Here is a 19,156-nt window from a genome sequence, read left to right as displayed (position 1 = left end):
TTCGGCGGACCGTCCTGCCGTCCGGCATGCGCGTGGTCACCGAGCGGTTGCCCGGCGTCCGCTCCGCGGCGGTGGGACTGTGGGTGGGGGTCGGCTCGCGCGACGAAGGGCCGGACGAGGCGGGCGCGGCCCACTTCCTCGAGCACCTGTTGTTCAAGCGGACGCCGACGCGCACCGCGCAGTCGGTCGCGGTGGAGATGGACGCCGTCGGCGGAGAGCTCAACGCGTTCACCACCAAGGAGTACACCTGCTTTTACGCCCACGTGCTGGACGAGGACGCCGCGCTGGCGATCGACGTCGTCGCCGACGTCGCGCTGCGCGGCGCCTGCGCCCCGGCGGACGTCGACCTCGAGCGCGAGGTGGTGCTCGAGGAGATCGCGATGCGCGAGGACGATCCGGAGGACCTCGTCGGCGACCTGCTCGTGGAGGCTGTCCTGGGCGGGCACCCGCTGGCCCGGCCGGTCATCGGCTCGGCCGGATCGATCGAATCGATGACCGCGGAGCGGATCCGCGCCTTCCACCGCGGGCGGTACCGGCCGCAGTCGATGGTGCTGGCCGTCGCCGGGAGTATCGACCACGACGACGTCGTCCGCCGCGCTCTGGCGGCCACCGGCGGGGACGCGGCGGAGGCTGCGGCCCCGGCGCCGATCCGGTCGGGTCGCGCCGCGGTGGCGGACGGCGGAAGACTCGTCGTCCATCCGCACGACGGCGAGCAGGTGCACCTGGCCATCGGCATCCCCACCTTCGGCCGCAGCGAGGCGGAGCTGCGGTGGCCGCTCGCCGTGCTCAACCACGCCGTCGGCGGCGGGCTGAGTTCGCGGCTCTTCCAGGAGATCCGGGAGTCCCGCGGCCTGGCGTATTCGGTGTATTCGGGCATCGAGACCTATGCGGACGCCGGGGTGTTCTCGGTGTACGCCGGGTGCCGGCCGGACAACCTCGCCGAGGTCGCGGTGCAGGTGCACCGGATCCTCGAATCCGTCGGCCGCGACGGGCTCAGCGAGGACGAGTGCGCGCGCAGCCGCGGCGCCCTGCGCGGCGGCATGGTGCTGGGGCTGGAGGATTCCGGCGCGCGGATGAACCGGCTCGGAGCGGCCGAGCTGGCCCGCGGTCAGCACACCCCGCTGTCGGAGAGCCTCGACAGGATCGCGGCCGTCACCCGCGAGGACGTGCGGTCCGTCGCCCGGGATCTGCTGGGCCGGCCGCGCAGCGCGGTGGTGGTGGGCCCGTTCGCCGATGCGGCGGAACTGCCCGCCGCGCTGACCGACGTGCTCGGGACGGCGCCGGCGCCATGAGGCGCCCGCGGCGACGCCCCCGCCTGCATGCGGCAGGGGCGTGCATGCGGCGTGCGGGCACTGCGTAGGCTCGTCGGGGGATCGGCGGCCACGCAGGTGGTGATCGAGGCACGGCCCGGACCTCCGGGCACGGAAAGGGTGGACACGTGGCAATTCGCGTCGGCGTAGTGGGCTCGGACGGACGGGTGGGTCAGGCGATCTGCCACGCCGTCGACAAGACGGACGACCTGGAGCTCGTGGCGCGCATCGACAAGGACGACGCGCTCGAGGCGCTGGTGGACGCCGGCGCCGAGGTCATCGTGGACTTCACCCATCCGGACGTGGTGATGGGCACCCTCGAGTTCGCGGTGGCCCACGGCATCCATGCGGTGGTGGGCACCACCGGCTTCGACGAGGAGCGCCTGGAGCGGGTTCGCGGATGGCTGGCGGACGCGCCGCAGGTGAGCGTGCTCATCGCCCCCAACTTCGCCATCGGTGCGGTGCTGTCGATGCTCTTCGCGCAGCGGGCGGCGCGGTTCTACGATTCGGTCGAGGTCATCGAGCTGCATCACCCGCACAAGGCCGACGCCCCCTCCGGCACCGCGGACCGCACGGCGCGGCTGGTGGCGGAGTCCCGTCGCGCGGCGGGACTGCCCGCGCGGTCGCCCGACGCGACGAGTCAAGAGCGCGAGGGCGCGCGCGGCGCGGACGTCGACGGGGTGCGGGTGCACTCGGTGCGCCTGGCGGGCCTGGTGGCGCACCAGGAGGTGCTCCTGGGCACAGAGGGCGAGACGCTGACCATCCGGCACGACTCGATCGACCGCGGATCGTTCGCCCCCGGCGTGCTGCTGGGCGTGCGGCGGGCGCAGTCGCGTCCGGGGCTCACCGTGGGCCTCGAGAACCTGCTGGACCTGTGAGGCGGGCGCGGCCGGTGATGGAGGTGCGGCGGTGAAGGTCAAGTCCGCCATCGCGGTCATCGTAGTGGCGCTCGCCGTCTATTTCTTCGTGCTGGGCCGGCGCGCGGTGGAGCTGATCAGCGACGGCGGCGCGGGCATGGTCGTGCTGGGCGTGGCGGTGCTCATCCTGCCGCTGCTGGGTGTATGGATGATCTACTCCACGCTGCGCTCCGCCTTCGCGCACGATCGCCTGGCGCACCGGATTGCCGAGGAGGGCCGGGAGCTCGACACCGACGACCTGCCGCGGCGGCCGTCCGGGCGGTTCGAGCGGGACGCCGCCGACGCGCTGTTCGCGCAGGTCAAGAGCGAATGGGAGGCGGACCCGGACGACTGGCGCAGCAACTACCGGCTGGCGCGCGCCTACGACGTGGCCGGCGACCGCAAGCGCGCGCGCGAGATTATGAAGCGGGCCGTGGCGCTCGAGGGGCTGCAGCGCAAGGCGGACGCCACCGGCGAATCCGCCGGGCCCCCGGAACGCTCCCAAGGTTGAGCATGAGCTCCGCGGGGCGGCCTCGGCAGTGTGCGCATGCCCACGGTTGCACCCCGATTCCGTAGGCATGCGCACTCCCGGCGGTCCACCACTAGGGTGAGGCCATGAGCTCGACGCTGCTGGTGGTGCACCACACCCCGTCCCCGTTCATGCAGGCGATGTTCGAGGCGGTGATCAGCGGCGCCACCGACCCGGAGATCGAGGGGGTCGAGGTGGTGCGGCGGGCCGCGCTGGCCGTGACCCCCTCCGACATGCTCGCCGCCGACGGCTACCTGCTGGGGACGCCCGCGAACCTCGGCTACATCAGCGGCGCTCTCAAGCATGCCTTCGACACCTGCTACTACCCGTGCCTGGACTCCACGCGCGGGCGGCCGTACGGGCTGTACGTGCACGGCAACGAGGGAACCGAGGGCGCCGAGTCCGCGGTGGACCGCATCACCGCAGGCATGGGCTGGACCAAGGCGGCCGGGTACGTGGTGTGCTCGGCGAAGCCCGGCAAGGACGATCTCGACGCCTGCTGGGAACTGGGCGCCACCGTCGCCGCGCAGCTCATGGACGGGTAGCGGCCGCCAGCGGGGGAGTGCGCCGGTTCAGCGCTTCTCAGCCCTTCTCGACGAACTTCTTGAGGCCCTTGGTGGCGGTCTCCACGCCGGATTTCTGCGCCTTCTTCACGATGAACCCGGGGATCGCGATCTTGGTCTCCACCGCGAGGTCGAAGACGGCCTTCGTGCCCCCGCCGGCGGCCTCGAGGACGTACTTGCCCTCCTGGGACTTCTGCTGAGAACTCTCGACCAGCGACCAGGAGACGGATACGTCGCCGTTCCAAGAGTACTCGGCCACCTGCTCGTCGTTGATGCCCATCACGTTCATGGTGCTGCGCACGCGCTTGGGCCGGCCGTCGTCGTAGCGCTCCTCGACGGTGACCGATTTGTGCGACGACGACCACGTGGGCAGTGCCTCGACGTCGGCGATGGCGTTCATCACCTCGGCCGGTGTGGCGGCGATCTCGATCTCGGAGTGGCCCGTGACTGCCATGGTCGTCCCCTGCTTTCGTCGTGTGTCGCGCGTCCGGCGCCGCTGCGGAGCGGCGGCACCGTGCACCGGCCGGGGACCCTCCGCCCGCGGCCGCCGCCCATCATGCCAACAATCGTCCGATCACGTGCGCCGAACGCGCCGGGGGCGTGCGGTGCCCGGCGTGCACGCCGATAGGCTGGGCTCCGATCCCGTGAGGAGGACACGTGCCCCGAACCGTTCCGCTGAGCGTCCAACTGATCTCGAAGACGGACTTCTTCGCGCCCGCCGGTGTGCCGTGGGAGACCGATGCAGACGGCGGCGAGGCGCTCGCGGAGTTCGCGGGCCGCGCCTGCTACGAGACGTGGGACAAGCCGAACCCGCGGACGGCCACCAACGCCGGCTACCTGCGGCACATCCTCGAGGTCGGCCACCTGTCGGTGTTCGAGCACGCGTCCGCCGGCTTCTACATCACCGGACTGTCGCGTTCGTGCACGCACGAGCTGATCCGGCACCGGCATTTCTCGTTCTCCCAGCTCTCGCAGCGATACGTGCCCGAGCACGACGCCAACGTGGTGCCCCCGCCCGCCATCCGGGACGACCCGGAGCTCGAGGCGATCTTCCTGCGTGCGACGGAGGCGAGCCGGGCGGCGTACGCGGAACTGCTCGACGCGCTGGAGGAGCGCTTCGCGGACGTCCCCAACGCCATCCTGCGGCGCAAGCAGGCGCGGCAGGCGGCGCGCTCGGTGCTGCCGAACGCCACCGAGACCAGGCTGGTGGTGACCGGCAACCTGCGGAGCTGGCGGCACTTCATCGCCATGCGCGCCACCGAGCACGCCGACGTGGAGATGCGCCAGCTGGCCATCGAATGCCTGCGGCAGCTCACCGCGATGGCGCCGACCGTCTTCGGTGATTTCGACATTTCCACACTGCCCGACGGCACGGAAGTCGCCACGAGCCCCTTCGTGCTCGAGGGGTGAGCATCGCGCGCGGCGTGTGCCTGCTCTCGCCGTAGGCGGACCGGGTAGCGTTGACGGCCATGAGCACTGCTAGCGCGTCGCGCGCCGCCGAGGCCCGGTTCGGCACGGTTCTGACCGCCATGGTCACCCCCTTCGCCGCGGACGGCACGCTGGACCTCAAGGCGGGCTCACGGCTGGCGCGGCACCTCGTCGACAGCGGTTGCGACGGCCTCGTGCTGGCGGGGACCACGGGCGAGTCGCCCACCACCACGGAGGCCGAGAAGATGCAGCTGCTCGACGTGGTCCTGTCCGAGGTGGGGGACCAGGCGCGCGTCGTGGCGGGGGCCGGCAGCTACGACACCGCGCACAGCGTGGAGCTGGCCCGCGATGCGGCATCGGCCGGCGCGCACGGGCTGCTGGTGGTCACGCCGTACTACTCGCGGCCGCCGCAGCGCGGACTGTACGAACACTTCATGGCGGTGGCCGACGCCACCGACCTGCCGATCATGCTCTACGACATCCCGCCGCGGTCGGTCGTGCCCATCGAATCGGACACGCTCCGGCTGCTGGCGGAGCACCCGCAGATCCTCGCGGTCAAGGACGCCAAGGGCGATCTCAACGCGGGTGCCGACCTGATCGCGAACACGCCGCTGTCGTTCTATTCGGGCGACGACCCGCTCAACCTGCCCTGGCTGGCGGTGGGCGCGGTGGGGATGGTGAGCGTCATCGGGCATCTGGCGGCGGGCCGGCTGCGAGACCTGCACAACGCGGTGCGCGCGGGCGACCTGGCCCGCGCACGGGAGATCAACGCGTCATTGCTTCCGCTGGTGCACGCCGTGAGCGCCCTCGGCGGCGTATCGGCGTCCAAGGCGGGCCTGCGACTGCTGGGCATCGACGTGGGGGAGCCGCGTCTCCCTCAGATCCCCCCCACACCACCGCAAATCGAGGCATTGGAGGCGGATATGCGCGCAGCGGGGGTGCTGGCATGAGCGGCAGGAACGGCGGCGGAAACAAGCCTGCCAACGCCGGTGGAAAGGGCAGGGGAAGAGGCGGCCCGTCACGTAAGCCGCAGGGCCGCGCTCCGGGGCGCCCGCAGGCCAAGGCCGACGGCCCGCGGGGCGCGATCGGCACGGCGCCGGCCACCCGGCTGGGCTCGCCGCCGAAGCTGCCGAAGAACGGGCTGCGCATCGTCGCGCTCGGCGGCATCGGGGAGATCGGCCGCAACATGACGGTGTTCGAGTATCGCGGCAAGCTGCTCATCGTCGACTGCGGCGTGCTCTTCCCCGAGGACGCGCAGCCGGGTGTGGACCTGATCCTGCCGGACTTCTCCTACATCGAGGATCGCGCGGACGACATCGAGGCGATCATCCTCACGCACGGGCATGAGGACCACATCGGCGCAATCCCGTTCCTGCTGCGCCTGCGCGAGGACATCCCCATCGTCGGCGCGCAGTTCACCCTCGCGCTGGTGTCGGCCAAGTGCCGGGAGCACCGCCCAGCACCCCAACCTGGTGCTCATCAGCGAGGGCGAGGAGACCACGCACGGCAATTTCCGCTGCCGGTTCGCCGTCAACCATTCGATCCCCGACGCCATCGCCGTCGCGATCGACACTCCGGCGGGCCGCGTGCTGCACACCGGGGACATCAAGCTCGATCAGCTGCCGCTCGACGGGCGCCTGACGGATCTCGGCGGATTCTCACGGCTCGGCGACGAGGGCGTGGACCTGTTCCTGGTGGACTCCACCAACGCCGAGGTGCCCGGCTTCGTCATGCCGGAACGCGACATCGGCGGCGCACTCGACACGGTGATCGGCAAGGCGCGCCAGCGCGTCATCGTCGCGTCGTTCGCGAGCCACGTGCACCGCATCCAGCAGGTGGTGGACGTCGCCCACCGGTACGGGCGGCGCATCTGCTTCGTCGGCAGGTCGATGGTGCGCAACATGGCCATCGCCGAGGAACTCGGCTATCTCACGGTGCCGCACGGCATCGAGGTGGACATCGACACCGCGGCGAGCCTGCCGGACGACAAGCTCGTGCTGATCTCCACCGGTTCGCAGGGCGAGCCCTTCTCGGCGCTGTCCCGGATGGCGCGCGGCGATCACCGCCAGATCAACGTGCGCGGCGAGGACCTGGTCGTGCTCGCGTCCTCGCTGATCCCCGGCAATGAGAACTCCGTGTTCACGGTGGTCAACGGTCTGGCCAAGCGGGGCGCCACGGTGGTGACGCAGCAGAACGCCAAGGTGCACGTCTCGGGGCACGCGTCCGCCGGCGAGCTGCTGTACCTGTACAACGCGGTGCGGCCGCGCAACGCCATGCCGGTGCACGGCGAGTGGCGGCACCTGCGGGCCAACGCGGCCCTGGCGGCCGCGACGGGCGTGCCGGAGGACCGGATCGTGCTCGCCGAGGACGGCGTGGTCGTCGACCTGGTGGACGGTTCGGCGACGATCACCGGCCAGGTGCCGGTGGGGCACGTCTACGTCGACGGGCTGTCTGTGGGCGATGTGGGCGAATCCACGCTTTCGGACCGCCTTGTGCTCGGCGAGGGCGGGTTCATCTCGATCTCGGTCGTCGTCGACCGCGACACAGGCCGCGCCGTGAGCACCCCGCAGCTTTCGGGCCGTGGCTTCTCCGATGACCCGCATGCCCTTGCAGAGGCGGTCAAGCTGGTCGAAGCCGAGCTGGGCAACCTCGCGGCGGAGTCCATCACGGACACGCACCGCATCGCGCAGGCGGTCCGGCGCGTGGTGGGCCGTTGGGTGGCGGAGAAGTACCGCCGCCGGCCGATGATCGTCCCCAACGTGGTCGCCGTCAGTCAGCTCTGACCTGCGCCGATACGCAGGGGAGGCGCCCGCCGTGCCTGTCGCGGCGGGCGCGGCGCGGCAGTGGGATCCGTCCCCGGCCGTGTTGCGGATGGGTGTCGTGGGGCCTCTGCGACTAGCCTGAGTGGCATGGCAGGAAAGTCGAGCACCTCGAGCCCCGCAAAGAAGTCGACCGGCGCGCGCAATGCGACGCGGCCGGCGTCTCGCTCGGGCGGCGCGAAGGGTCGGGCCTCCGGCGCCCGCGCGTCGGGGTCCCGGCCGTCGGGGCGTTCGTCCTCCCGTCCGTCGACGGGCCGGGCGAAGTCCGGGTCCGGCGCGCGCGGCGGCGCTTCCCGCGGTGCCCCGCGGAAGGGCTCGGGCGGAGCGGTGCGCAGGGCCGCCGGCTCGGTGTGGTCGGCGACGGCGCGCGGAGTGGGCGCCACCACCCGCGCGGCGAGCCGTGCCAAAGATATCGACGCCGGACATCGGCGCGACGGCATCGCGCTCGCGCTCATCGCCGCGGCCCTGGTGGTCGCTGCGGCGTCGTGGATCGACGCGGGCGGTCCGGTGGGGGAGTGGGTCGACGCCGGGGTCCGGTACGTCATCGGCACCGGTGCGGTGCTGCTGCCGGTGATCCTCGTCGGCGCCTCCGTGGCGCTGATGCGCTCCGAGCCGCGCCCCGATGCGCGTCCGCGTCTGGTCATCGGTTCGATCCTCATCGCCGGGGCCGTCCTGGGTATCTGGCATGTCGCTGCGGGGATGCCCGCCGATGCGGCGGGGCGCGCCGCTGCGGCCGGGTATGCGGGGTTCGCTGCCGGCGGCCCGCTCACCACGGGGCTCACGGCGTGGTTGTCGATCCCGCTGCTGGTGATCATCGGTGTCTTCGGCGCGTTGCTGATCGCGGGCCTCACGGTGCGCGAGGCCTTGTCGGGCGCGGCCGCGCTGGCCGGCGGCCGCAGGGGCCGCTACGGCCCGGACGACGATGGCGAGTTCGACGACTACGACGACGGCCCGTCCCCGTACGACCGGTCGCCTTACGACAACTACCCGCTCGACGAATCCGAGGACGGGGGCGGCCCGGCGGACGAGGCCCACGCCCACGACGACGAACAGCCGACCCTCAAGCTCGACACCGCCGGCGACACGGGCCGCGGGCGCGCCGCGGCGCGGCGGCGCAGGCTGCTGCGGCACCGCCGCGGGCACGTCCCCGCCGACGCCCGCACCGGCGCCGCAGCCGGCCGCGGAGACGGACGACGCGGACGACGACGGCCCGCTGATCCCCGACCCGCCCCGCGAAGGCGACGAGAACTATGTGCTGCCCCCGGCCAACCTGCTCATCGCGGGCGACCCGCCCACGGTGCACAGCAAGGCCAACGACGCGATGATCGAGGCGATCGACGGCGTGCTCGAGCAGTTCAAGATCGACGCCGCCGTCACCGGTTTCACCCGCGGGCCCACGGTCACCCGGTACGAGGTGGAGCTGGGCCCCGGCGTGAAAGTCGAGAAGATCACCGCCCTGCACCGCAACATCGCCTACGCGGCGGCCACCGACAACGTGCGGCTGCTCGCGCCGATCCCCGGCAAGTCGGCGGTGGGCATCGAGGTGCCCAACGCCGACCGCGAGATCGTGCGGCTTTCCGACGTGCTGGCGGCCCCCTCCACCCGCAAGGACCGGCATCCGCTGGTGATCGGCCTGGGCAAGGACATCGAGGGCAACTACATCAGCGCGAACCTCGCGAAGATGCCGCACCTGCTGGTCGCGGGCGCCACCGGCTCGGGCAAGTCGAGCTTCGTCAACTCGATGCTGGTCTCTCTGCTCGCGCGGGCACGGCCCGAGGACGTGCGGCTGATCCTCATCGACCCGAAGATGGTGGAGCTCACTCCGTACGAGGGGGTGCCCCACCTGATCACCCCCATCATCACGCAGCCCAAGAAGGCCGCCGCCGCGCTCGCGTGGCTGGTCGAGGAGATGGAGCAGCGCTACCAGGACATGCAGGCGAGCCGGGTGCGGCACATCGACGACTTCAACAAGAAGGTCCGCAGCGGCGAGATCACCACGCCGCTCGGGTCCGAGCGCGTCTACCGGCCGTACCCGTACATCGTGGCGATCGTCGACGAGCTGGCGGACCTGATGATGACGGCGCCGCGCGATGTCGAGGATGCGATCGTCCGGATCACGCAGAAGGCGCGCGCCGCGGGAATCCACCTGGTGCTGGCCACGCAGCGCCCCTCGGTGGACGTGGTGACCGGTCTCATCAAGACCAACGTGCCCTCGCGGCTGGCGTTCGGTACGTCGTCGCTGACGGATTCGCGCGTGATCCTGGACCAGCCCGGCGCCGAGAAGCTCATCGGCATGGGCGATTCGCTGTTCCTGCCCATGGGGGCGGGGAAGCCGACGCGCCAGCAGGGAGCCTTCATCACCGACGAGGAGATCCAGGCTGTCGTCGACTTCACCAAGAACCAGGCCGAGCCGGACTACACCGAGGGCGTCACGGCCGCTAAGGCGGGCGAGAAAAAGGACGTCGACCCCGACATCGGCGACGACCTCGACGCTTTCGTCCAGGCGGTGGAGCTGGTCGTCACCAGCCAGTTCGGCTCCACCTCGATGCTGCAGCGCAAGCTGCGCGTGGGGTTCGCCAAGGCGGGGCGTCTGATGGACCTGATGGAGACGCGCGGCGTGGTGGGCCCCAGCGAAGGGTCGAAGGCGCGCGAGGTGCTGGTCAAGCCCGACGAGCTCGACGGTCTGCTGTGGTCGATCAAGGGTGGCGGCCCCGAACCCGCGGAGGAACCGGTGCACGAAGGGGTGCACTGAGCAGGGGCGCCGGCCGCCGCCGTGGTGCGCGCCGTCGCCGACGGACCCTGTAGGATCGGAAGCCGATGGAGGGGAGTATCCCCGCACCCGCGACCATGTCGTCAGCACGTTCGCAACCCTCGGCACCCACGTGCCGCAGGACGCGGACCGGCGTGATCGGTCGCCGCAGCCCAGAGCCGCGGCGGTGGGAGAGACCTCCGGCAGTCTTGTACGGATTACCGGAGGTCTATCGACGTGGACGTTTCCATGCTCGTCTGGGGTATCACGATCATCGCCGTCATCGGCGTGTTCGTGTTCGATTTCTACTCGCATGTCCGCACCCCGCACGCACCGAGCCTGCGTGAATCTGCGACCTGGTCCCTGGTCTACATCGCAGCGGCCTGCGTGTTCGGTCTCGTGGTCTGGTGGGTGTGGGGCGGAACCTACGGCGGGGAGTTCTTCGCCGGCTATGTGACGGAGAAGGCGTTGTCGGTGGACAACCTCTTCGTGTTCGTCATCATCTTCGCCAAGTTCGCCGTGCCGCGTGAGCTCCAGCAGAAGGCTCTTCTGCTGGGCATCGCCATCGCGCTGGTCCTGCGCGGGGTGTTCATCGTGCTCGGCGCGGCCGCGATCAACGCCTACGCCTGGGTGTTCTACATCTTCGGCGCAATCCTGCTCTACACGGCGCTCAAGCTCATGCGCGAGTCGCTCGCCGGCGAAGAGGCCGAGGACGACGGCGACGCGGACGGCGGCCGCGTGATGCGGATGGTCCGCAAGGTGCTGCCCACCACCACCGAATTCCACGGCGATCGCCTGGTGACCAAGGTGGACGGGCACCGGATGGCGACGCCGCTGCTGGGGGCGCTGGTCGTCATCGGTGTGACCGACGTGCTGTTCGCTCTGGACTCGATTCCCGCGATCTTCGGGCTCACCCAGGAGCCCTACCTGGTGTTCACCGCGAACGCGCTGGCCTTGATGGGTCTGCGGCAGTTGTTCTTCCTGCTCGGCGGCCTGCTCGACCGGTTGGTGTACCTCTCGCACGGTCTGTCGGTGATCCTGGCGTTCATCGCCGTCAAGCTGATCCTGCACGCGCTGCACGAGAACACGCTTCCGTTCATCAACGGCGGCGAGCCGGTGCACGTGCCGGAGATCTCCACCGGACTCTCGCTCGGGGTGATCGCGGCGACGCTGCTCGTCGCCACCGTGGCGAGCCTGCTCAAGTCGCGTCGCGGTGGTGGGCAGGACCAGGCCGCCGCCGGGGCGGCCTCCGCGGACCCGGCGCCGGGAACCGGATCCGACGCCGTCGACGGGCCGACCGCTACGAACAGTTCCGGCAAGGCCGCGCCGGACCCGGACGGCGACGGCACCGGGCGTTGAGCAGGGCCGGGCGCTGCTCCTGCGCCTCGGGGGAACGCCCCTGTGCGCGCCGGGCGGCCCCGGCCCCGGGGCGGGAGCTCAGGACAGGGTGGCCAGCATGCGGGTGTTGCCGAGGGTGTTCGGTTTGACGAAGCTCAGATCGAGGAACTCGGCGACGCCCGTGTCGTAGGAGCGGCACATCTCCTCGTAGACCTCGGCCGTCACCGGGGTCCCCTCGATCACTTCGAAGCCGTGGCGACGGAAGAAGTCGACCTCGAAGGTGAGGACGAAGACCTTGGTCAGGCCCAGTTCCCGCGCTGTGTCGAGCAGCCGCACCATCAGCAGGTGGCCCGCGCCCATGCCCGTGACCGCGGGGTCGACGGCCACGGTGCGCACCTCGCCCAGGTCCGACCACATCGCGTGCAACGCGCCGCAGCCCACCAGGGCCCCGTCGTGCTCGACCACCCAGAACTCCTGGACGCTTTCGTACAGCGTGACGAGATTCTTCTCCAGCAGGATGCGGCCCGCGTAGTAGTCGACCAGCCGCTTGATGCCGGGGACGTCCGCCGTGCCCGCGCGCCGTACATGCAGGCGTCCGGCCTGCGCGGCCGTCGCGGCGGACCCCCCGGCGGCGGGGGGTGCACCGGCGTCGCGGCGGAACTGCCGACTGGTGGTCATGCACTCAGCGTAGCGACCGGCCCACCCGATAGGCTCTGAGACGTGCCCGTTCTGCTGCCGATGACGCGTCGCCACCCCCCGATTCCGTTCGGGTCATGCGTTGTGCGGGGAGCCGCGGGATGACGGCCGACGACGCGGCGCAGCCCCGGCCCCCGGCGCCGCGTCCGGGCGGCGTGTCGGTCCCGGCCGGCGCACGCCCGGACGTGCCCGTGGTCAACCTCGCCAACATCCTGACCGTTCTGCGCATCCTGCTGGTGCCGGTGTTCCTCGTCGTGCTGTTCCTGGGCGACGGGCATGACACCGCCGCGCGGATCGGTGCGGCCGCGGTGTTCGCGATCGCCGCGCTCACCGACCGTATCGACGGCGAGGTGGCACGGCGGCGCGGGCTGATCACGGATTTCGGCAAGATCGCGGACCCGATCGCGGACAAGGCCCTCATCGGTGCAGCCCTGGTGGGGCTGTCGGCGCTCGGAGACATCAGCTGGTGGATCACCGGGCTCATCGCGGTACGCGAGCTCGGGGTGACCCTGCTGCGGTTCATCGTCATCCGGCACGGGGTGATTCCGGCCAGCCGCGGCGGCAAGCTCAAGACGCTCGTGCAGGTGGCCGCGATCTTCCTCTACCTGCTTCCGCTCCCCGCGGCAGCGGAACCGTACCTGCTGGCGCTCATCTGGATTGCGGTGGCGCTGACGCTGGCGACGGGCATCGACTACGTGGTGCAGGCCGTCCGGCTGCGTCGCGGCGGGCGGGCGGCGCATGCCGGATCGGGCGGCGCCGGCGCTGCAGAACGACCAGCGGGGGACCCCGGGACGGCGGGCGCCGCCGCCGCGGCTCCCGGCGAGGGGCACGAGGACGAGGACGTGGCAGCGTCGTGACGGGCGATCCTGCCGCAGACCCGCTCGTGCCCGGCACTGTGGCGTCGGGGCTGGTGCGGGCGCTCACCGGGCGCGGTGAGACGGTGGCGACCGCGGAGTCGCTCACGGCGGGCCTGGCGGCGGCCACGATCGCGGGTGTCCCCGGCGCGAGCCTGGTCCTGCGCGGCGGGCTGATCGTGTATGCCACGGAGCTCAAGGAGCGGCTTGCGGGGGTGCCGTGGCCGGTGCTGGACGCGCATGGACCGGTCTCGCGTGAGGCCGCGGCGGCCCTGGCGGAGGGGGCGAGGGACACGTGCGGCGCGGATTGGGGGATGGGCCTCACCGGGGTGGCGGGTCCGGCGGAGCAGGACGGACACCCGGCGGGCACCGTGTTCCTGGGCCTCGCCGGCCGGGGGGCGAGTAACGTGGTGCGCCTCCGGCTGCACGGCACGCGGTGGCAGATCCGGCGGGCGGCGGTCGCCGAGGCGCTGGCGGCGTTGCTCGAGGCGGTGACGGGCCCGTCCCCCGGAACCGCCGGCGGACCGCCGGCGGGAACGGAAGGCGCGGCGGATGCGTTGTAGTAGGTGAAAGGGTCCAGAGTGGAGGGCGAGATGACACTGCTGTTGCGTGAGGCCATCGGCGACAGTCTGCGCCGTCGGCGTACGACTCAAAGCCGCACACTGCGCGAGGTCTCCACGTCCGCGCAGGTCAGCCTGGGCTACCTTTCCGAGGTCGAGCGAGGCCGCAAGGAGGCTTCGAGCGAGCTGCTCGCCGCCATCTGCAAAGCGCTCGACGTGCCGATCTCCGATGTGCTGTTCGAGGTGAGCGTGTCGATGTCCGGCGACGCGCCGGTCCCGGTGACCGCCGACGCGGCCGCGGACGCCGTCGGCGCAGCGGCGCCGAGGATGGTCATCCCGCAGGGCAAGATCGACGTGCCGGTGTTCGCGGCGTAGCGCGCAGGCGGGGTGTTGTGCATATGCTGGGCACCGGACATTCCGGGTCCGGCGTGGCCGGCGCCGCGCATGGCGGCGGCCGCACCCCGGGGTACCCGGCCCGCCGTGCATGCGGCGCTGCACACGACCACCGTCGGCACCGCGCACGGCGGCGGCACTGAACCTAGAGGAGACGGGGACTAAGCGATGGCCAACCCATTCGTCAAGGGCTGGAAGTATTTGATGGCGTTGTTCAACGCCAAGATCGACGAGAACGCCGACCCCAAGGTGCAGATCCAGCAGGCAATCGAGGATGCGCAGCGTCAGCACCAGGCGTTGTCGCAGCAGGCCGCCAATGTGATCGGCAACCAGCGCCAGCTGGAGATGAAGCTCAACCGCCAGCTGGAGCAGGTGGAAAAGCTGCAGGGCAATGCCCGCCAGGCGCTGGCGATGGCGGACCAGGCCCGCGGTGCGGGGGACGAGGCGAAGGCCACCGAGTACGAGAACGCCGCCGAGTCGTTCGCGGCGCAGCTCGTCTCGAGCGAGCAGAACGTGGAGGACCTCAAGTCGCTGCATGACAATGCGCTCGGCGCGGCGGCCAACGCGAAGAAGGCCGTGGAGCAGAACGCGATGCGCCTGCAGGAGAAGGTGGCCGAGCGCACCAAGCTGCTCAGCCAGCTCGAGCAGGCGAAGATGCAGGAGCAGGTCAGCGATTCCATGCGCTCGATGACCGAACTCTCCGCGCCCGGGAACACCCCGTCGCTCGATGAGGTGCGCGACAAGATCGAACGCCGCTACGCGACCGCCCTCGGCTCCACCGAGCTCGCCAAGGGTTCGGTGCAGGGCCGGATGGAGGAGGTCAAGCAGGCTTCGGTGCAGATGGCCGGCCACAGCCGCCTGCAGGAGATCCGCGCATCGATGCAGGGGGAGATCGGCCAGGGCAAGACCGGGGACAAGACGGGTTCGTAGACCCGGCTGCGACGGCGGTCCCGGTTTCCGCGGCGGTGCACCGCCGCGGAAACCGGGACCGCCGTCGTTCTAGCGGCTCGTGCCGTTCTCGTCGGCTCCGTGCGCGGGAGCGGCCGGGTCGTCGAGGCTGCGCGCGATGAGCGCGTCGCCGAGCGCGTCCGCGCGGCGCAGCGCGCCCACCACCACCGGCACCGCGAATGCGCGGAGAGAGAAGCCGAGCCCCCGGGCCCGCCGCGCTTCGGAGACCGACGTGGCCAGCTCGCCCAGCAGCGGGATGCACCGGATGGTCATGGCCAGCACCAGCCCCACCCGGTCGGGGTCCACGCCGAACCGGCGCAGCGGCCCCACGATGCGCGTGGTCAGGTCGAGCATGTCGGTCACGCGGGTGGTGAGGGTGACGAGCGCGGCGCCGACCACCGACAGCAACAGCACCCCGCAGATGACGACGGTCCGTCGCCAGTCGGTGAGGATGAGCTGGAACACCGCGATGACGAGCAGCATCCACAGCACGGGACGCACTTGGCGCACGAGGGTGGGCAGGCCGATCCGCGCGACGACGGCGACGGCGGCCACGACCGCGGCGGGGATGAGCAGTTCCCAGGGGCGGCGCACGAGAACCGACATGGCGACGATGAGGACGACGAGGCCGGTGAGTTTGACGCCGGCGGGCAGCCGGTGCATCGCGGACGTGCCCGGGATGTAGACGCCGAGGGCGCTCATCCCACCAGGCCTCGGTAGTGGCGCAGCGCGGGCGCGGGCGCGTCGTCGGCGACGACGCGCCCCTCGTCGATGACGAGCACCCGGTCGAAGTCCGCGAGCAGCTCCAGCTGGTGCGTCACTACCACGACCTGCTGGCGGAGACCGGCCAGGGTCTCGGCGAACCTGCGGGCGTTGCGCAGGTCGAGCAGTGTGGTGGGCTCGTCGGCGACGAGGATGTCGGGTTCCGTGACGAGGACGGCGGCGAGCGCCAGCAGCTGCTTCTGCCCGCCGGAAAGCAGATGGCACGGGTGGTCTGCGTGATCGTGCAGGCCGAACACGTCGAGGACCTCGTCGACCTTCCGGCGTCGCGCGTGCTTGTCCAGCCCGCTTCTCCGCAGGGAGAATGCGATGTCTTCGGCGACAGTGGGCATGACGATCTGGTTGTCCGGATCGGTGAAGACGAACCCCACGCGCCGCCGGACGGCCGCAGCCTTGCGTGCCGTGTCGAGCCCGTCGACCAGCACCCGGCCGCGCGTGGGGGATTGCAGCCCGTTGATCATGCGGGCGAGCGTGGACTTGCCGCTGCCGTTGCAGCCGACGATGCCGACGCGGTGCTCGGTCAGTGTGACGTCGATGCCGCGGAGCACCGGGCGCTCGCCGAAGGTGTGGTGGACACCGTCGAACCGGATCTCACCCATGCGTGTCAGTGCGCGGCGAGCGCGGGGTCGGGGCGGCGGCGCGCGGGCGTGGGGATGACGCCCGGGTATGCGCGGTGCACCTGTGCCGCAACCGCTGCGGTGACGGCGGCCTTGATGACATCGCCCGGAACGAAGGTGAGGTTGGCCAGCAGTGCGCCGCCGACACCCAGGTCGGTGCGCAGCAGCATTCCGGCGATGCCGAACGCGTACATCACCGCGATTCCGCCGAAGATGTTGATGGCGAAGCCGGTGAAGAAACGGTATCGGGGCATCATCCGCGCGGTGAGCAGGCCGATGACGAACGCGGCGGGGATCCAGCCGATGAGGAACCCCGCGGTGGGCGACGACAATGATGTGAGGCCCGTGCGCCCGCCGGCGAGCACCGGAAGACCGGCGATGGACAGGACGAAGACGACGAGGACGGCGAGCGTGCCCTTGCGGGCGCCGAGGATCGCGCCGGCGAGCATGATGCCCATCGATTGCAGGGTGATGGGCACCCCGGAGGAACCGATCGACAGTTGGCCCGGCAGGCCCAACGCGACGATGAGCGCCGCGAACACGGCGATTTGCGCCAGGTCGCGCGCGGTGAGGCGCGGGGCGGTGAAGGTTCGTCGGGTCACAGCTGTCGGCTCCTGTCGTGACGCCGGGCCCGGGCCGGGCCCGGCGGACGTTCCCAGCATATTGCGTCGGCGCGGATGTGGACCGGGGCGCCCGCCGGTGCGGGAGCCCCGGTGCCGCGCCGCGATGCTCGGGGAAGTCCCTGATCTTTCCCCCGGACCGGCAGCGGGGAGTACCGACGGGCGGTCGTGAGCGGGCATGCTGGAGTCGTGGTCGCCGGAGCGGTGGAGTCTCCGGTGCCGGAAGAGCAGAGGTGGATGGAAGATGTTCTGGAAGGTGCTGGCGGGGATCATCGCGGTATGGCTGTTGTTCGTACTGCTGGGCGTGATCCTCAAGGGTCTGTTCTGGCTGGTGACCGTCGCGGTGATCGCCGCGGGCGTCTACCTGCTGGTGAAGATGTTCTCGGGCTCCTCCGACCCGACTGCCGACAGGCGCCGGTGAGCTGCGGTGCCGGCGGCCCGGTGCTGTGCGCGGCGTGCGATCGGCCGGCGCGGTGCCGCTAGAGTGAGCCGGTGTCGGAAACCACTGCGTACACGGCCCGCGGTGTCCGCATCGTCGTGATCGCCGGGCCCGAGGCCGGTCATGCGATCCCCGCCATGGAGTTGTGCCGCAGGCTGGCGGCGGCGGGGGCGCACCCGGTGCTCATGACCGGGCGGCGGTGGGCGGATTCGGCGCGAGCCGAGTCGGTGGAGTTCGCGCTCCTGCGGGGGCTCGCGCCGGTCGTGGACGACGACGATGCGGACGAAGGCACCAAACTGCACGCCCGTGCGGCCCGCATGGCGGCGCTGATCGTGGACGACGTGCGCGCGCTGCGGCCGCACCTGGTGGTGGCGGACACGATCACGGTGGCCGGCGGCATGGCGGCGGAACTGCTCGGCGTCCCGTGGGTGGAATTGATCCCGCATCCGCTCTACATTCCGTCGCGGGGCCTGCCTCCACTGGGCAGCGGGCTCGCGCCCGGCGAGGGCGTGCGGGGACGGCTGCGCGACGCGCTGCTGCGCGCGGCCACCCGCCCGCAGCTGCGCAGCGGTCGGCGCCAGCGGGAGGCGGCGCGCCGCGGCATCGGGCTTCCCGGCCGTGAGCCGGGCCCGGATGCGCGGCTGGTCGCGACGCTGCCGGCCCTTGAGCCGCACAGGCCTGACTGGCCCGACGGGGCGTACGTGGTGGGCCCCCTCGTGTGGGATCCGGCGGAGGGGGACGCGGAGTTGCCGCCGGGCGACCGGCCGCTGGTGCTCGTCGCCCCGTCGACCGCGACCAACGCGGACACTCCGATGGCGGAGGTCGCCCTGCGCGCGCTGGCCCCCGAGCGGATGGGGGACAGCGCCGTACGGGTGGTCATCACCACGTTCGGCGAGATCCCGGAGGATCTGCCCGCGTGGGCGCGCGCGGGCCGCACCCGGCAGGACGCGGCACTGCGGGAGGCGGCGGTGGTGATCTGCGGCGCGGGGCACGGGATGCTGGCCAAGGCCGTCGACGCGGGGGCCGCGGTGGTGGCGGTGCCGGGCGGCGGCGACCAATGGGAGCTCGCGTGCCGGGCCGAGCGGCAGGGGATCGCCGTGACGGTGCGCCCCCTCACCGAGGACGCACTGACGGCGGCGGTGCTCGCGATCCTCGAGCGCCGCGAGCAGTTCGGGGCCGCCGTGGAACGCGCGCGCGCCGGGGCGCAGCGCACGGTGGACCCCGTCGAGGTGTGCGTGCGCGCCGCGGCGCGGCGGGGGTGACCGCGGGGCCCGCGGCGGCCGCGACGCCGGCCGGACAGCGGGTTACCGTGTGGTGTGCGACTTTCGGAGTTCCGTGAACTGGTGGACGACGAGTTCGGGAGGCTGACCGCGACGTCGATGCTGGTCGATCACGTGCTGACCGATCTGGGCGGCCGCACGGCGTCGCAGGCCATCGAAGACGGCGTGGCGCCGCGGGAGGTCTGGCGCGCGCTGTGCAAGGACTTCGACGTGCCGCGTTCGCGGTGGTGAGCACCCGGCCGGCCTGCGGGAGCGGGTGATCCGGCGCCGGTGCGCCGACCGTGCGGCGGCATCGGCGTGTCGCGGACGCGATGATCGACATCGAACACGCGTTCTT

At 71.6% G+C, this 19,156-nt stretch carries 19 protein-coding genes and 2 pseudogenes; 16 read left to right on the top strand and 5 right to left on the bottom strand.

Annotated features, from left to right (window positions below):
- Positions 1–26 precede the first annotated feature (26 nt).
- From H4F70_RS12185 to H4F70_RS12170, 4 genes are all read left to right on the top strand, one after another.
- Positions 27–1,292: a M16 family metallopeptidase gene (locus H4F70_RS12185; RefSeq protein ID WP_182357390.1), complete on the top strand. Its 1,266-nt coding sequence runs from the start codon at positions 27–29 to the stop codon at positions 1,290–1,292.
- 146 nt (positions 1,293–1,438) lie between these two features.
- Positions 1,439–2,188 (top strand): 4-hydroxy-tetrahydrodipicolinate reductase, encoded by a 750-nt coding sequence (gene dapB / locus H4F70_RS12180; RefSeq protein ID WP_182357389.1) that lies wholly within the window; start codon positions 1,439–1,441, stop codon positions 2,186–2,188.
- Between the two features lie 31 nt (positions 2,189–2,219).
- Entirely contained in the window at positions 2,220–2,717 is a 498-nt protein-coding gene (locus tag H4F70_RS12175) for a hypothetical protein (protein WP_182357388.1), read from the top strand.
- A gap of 104 nt (positions 2,718–2,821) precedes the next feature.
- A complete protein-coding gene (locus tag H4F70_RS12170; RefSeq protein WP_182357387.1) occupies positions 2,822–3,280 on the top strand; it encodes a flavodoxin family protein in 459 nt (152 codons plus the stop codon).
- 37 nt (positions 3,281–3,317) lie between these two features.
- On the opposite strand, the gene H4F70_RS12165 is transcribed toward H4F70_RS12170, so the two are convergent.
- A complete protein-coding gene (locus H4F70_RS12165) occupies positions 3,318–3,752 on the bottom strand; it encodes an SRPBCC family protein (protein ID WP_182349449.1) in 435 nt (144 codons plus the stop codon).
- Between the two features lie 203 nt (positions 3,753–3,955).
- Between H4F70_RS12165 and thyX the strand changes: the two genes are divergently transcribed.
- The 5 genes and pseudogenes from thyX (at position 3,956) to H4F70_RS12140 (ending at position 11,653) form a co-directional block, all read left to right on the top strand.
- Positions 3,956–4,708: an FAD-dependent thymidylate synthase gene (gene thyX, locus H4F70_RS12160; protein WP_182349450.1), complete on the top strand. Its 753-nt coding sequence runs from the start codon at positions 3,956–3,958 to the stop codon at positions 4,706–4,708.
- 59 nt (positions 4,709–4,767) lie between these two features.
- Positions 4,768–5,676 (top strand): 4-hydroxy-tetrahydrodipicolinate synthase, encoded by a 909-nt coding sequence (gene dapA, locus H4F70_RS12155; RefSeq protein ID WP_182357386.1) that lies wholly within the window; start codon positions 4,768–4,770, stop codon positions 5,674–5,676.
- A pseudogene (locus tag H4F70_RS12150) lies at positions 5,673–7,509 on the top strand (ribonuclease J). The gene dapA and the pseudogene H4F70_RS12150 overlap by 4 nt, the downstream one beginning before the upstream one ends.
- A gap of 126 nt (positions 7,510–7,635) precedes the next feature.
- A pseudogene (locus H4F70_RS12145) lies at positions 7,636–10,297 on the top strand (DNA translocase FtsK).
- A 234-nt stretch (positions 10,298–10,531) separates the two neighbouring features.
- Positions 10,532–11,653, top strand: a complete 1,122-nt coding sequence (locus tag H4F70_RS12140) for a TerC family protein (protein ID WP_182347572.1) — start codon at positions 10,532–10,534, stop codon at positions 11,651–11,653.
- Between the two features lie 78 nt (positions 11,654–11,731).
- Here the strand turns inward: H4F70_RS12140 and H4F70_RS12135 are convergent, their stop codons facing one another.
- The gene (locus H4F70_RS12135; RefSeq protein WP_182357385.1) at positions 11,732–12,310 is read right to left on the bottom strand and encodes an amino-acid N-acetyltransferase; all 579 of its coding nucleotides are present in this window, start codon (positions 12,308–12,310) and stop codon (positions 11,732–11,734) included.
- Positions 12,311–12,429: 119 nt separating this feature from the next.
- Between H4F70_RS12135 and pgsA the strand changes: the two genes are divergently transcribed.
- The 4 genes from pgsA (at position 12,430) to H4F70_RS12115 (ending at position 15,065) form a co-directional block, all read left to right on the top strand.
- Entirely contained in the window at positions 12,430–13,185 is a 756-nt protein-coding gene (gene pgsA, locus H4F70_RS12130) for a CDP-diacylglycerol--glycerol-3-phosphate 3-phosphatidyltransferase (RefSeq protein WP_182357384.1), read from the top strand.
- Positions 13,182–13,745, top strand: coding sequence for a CinA family protein (locus tag H4F70_RS12125; RefSeq protein WP_182357383.1), 564 nt, complete (start codon positions 13,182–13,184; stop codon positions 13,743–13,745). The genes pgsA and H4F70_RS12125 overlap by 4 nt, the downstream gene beginning before the upstream one ends.
- Positions 13,746–13,775: 30 nt before the next feature.
- Complete coding sequence (locus H4F70_RS12120; RefSeq protein WP_182357382.1) at positions 13,776–14,117, top strand: helix-turn-helix domain-containing protein; 342 nt, start codon at positions 13,776–13,778, stop codon at positions 14,115–14,117.
- Positions 14,118–14,303: 186 nt separating this feature from the next.
- Entirely contained in the window at positions 14,304–15,065 is a 762-nt protein-coding gene (locus tag H4F70_RS12115; protein ID WP_182357381.1) for a PspA/IM30 family protein, read from the top strand.
- A gap of 69 nt (positions 15,066–15,134) precedes the next feature.
- Here H4F70_RS12115 and H4F70_RS12110 read toward each other — a convergent pair whose 3' ends face one another.
- The 3 genes from H4F70_RS12110 to H4F70_RS12100 are packed head-to-tail and all read right to left on the bottom strand — an operon-like array spanning position 15,135 to position 17,082.
- The gene (locus H4F70_RS12110; protein ID WP_182347578.1) at positions 15,135–15,785 is read right to left on the bottom strand and encodes an energy-coupling factor transporter transmembrane component T family protein; all 651 of its coding nucleotides are present in this window, start codon (positions 15,783–15,785) and stop codon (positions 15,135–15,137) included.
- Positions 15,782–16,462, bottom strand: coding sequence for an energy-coupling factor ABC transporter ATP-binding protein (locus tag H4F70_RS12105; protein WP_182357380.1), 681 nt, complete (start codon positions 16,460–16,462; stop codon positions 15,782–15,784). The genes H4F70_RS12110 and H4F70_RS12105 overlap by 4 nt, the downstream gene beginning before the upstream one ends.
- 5 nt (positions 16,463–16,467) lie before the next feature.
- Positions 16,468–17,082, bottom strand: coding sequence for a biotin transporter BioY (locus H4F70_RS12100; RefSeq protein ID WP_235681074.1), 615 nt, complete (start codon positions 17,080–17,082; stop codon positions 16,468–16,470).
- Positions 17,083–17,344: 262 nt separating this feature from the next.
- Here H4F70_RS12100 and H4F70_RS12095 point away from each other — a divergent pair, with 262 nt between their 5' ends.
- From H4F70_RS12095 to H4F70_RS12085, 3 genes are all read left to right on the top strand, one after another.
- Positions 17,345–17,521: a hypothetical protein gene (locus H4F70_RS12095; RefSeq protein WP_182347581.1), complete on the top strand. Its 177-nt coding sequence runs from the start codon at positions 17,345–17,347 to the stop codon at positions 17,519–17,521.
- A gap of 155 nt (positions 17,522–17,676) precedes the next feature.
- A complete protein-coding gene (locus H4F70_RS12090; RefSeq protein ID WP_182360376.1) occupies positions 17,677–18,801 on the top strand; it encodes a glycosyltransferase in 1,125 nt (374 codons plus the stop codon).
- Between the two features lie 54 nt (positions 18,802–18,855).
- The gene (locus H4F70_RS12085; protein WP_182347582.1) at positions 18,856–19,050 is read left to right on the top strand and encodes a DUF3046 domain-containing protein; all 195 of its coding nucleotides are present in this window, start codon (positions 18,856–18,858) and stop codon (positions 19,048–19,050) included.
- Positions 19,051–19,156: the final 106 nt, after the last annotated feature.

Source organism: Tomitella gaofuii (assembly GCF_014126825.1).
GTDB classification, from domain to species: domain Bacteria; phylum Actinomycetota; class Actinomycetes; order Mycobacteriales; family Mycobacteriaceae; genus Tomitella; species Tomitella gaofuii.
Note: the sequence above shows the minus strand (reverse complement) of the source record. Positions and strands in the feature narration are given on the sequence as shown.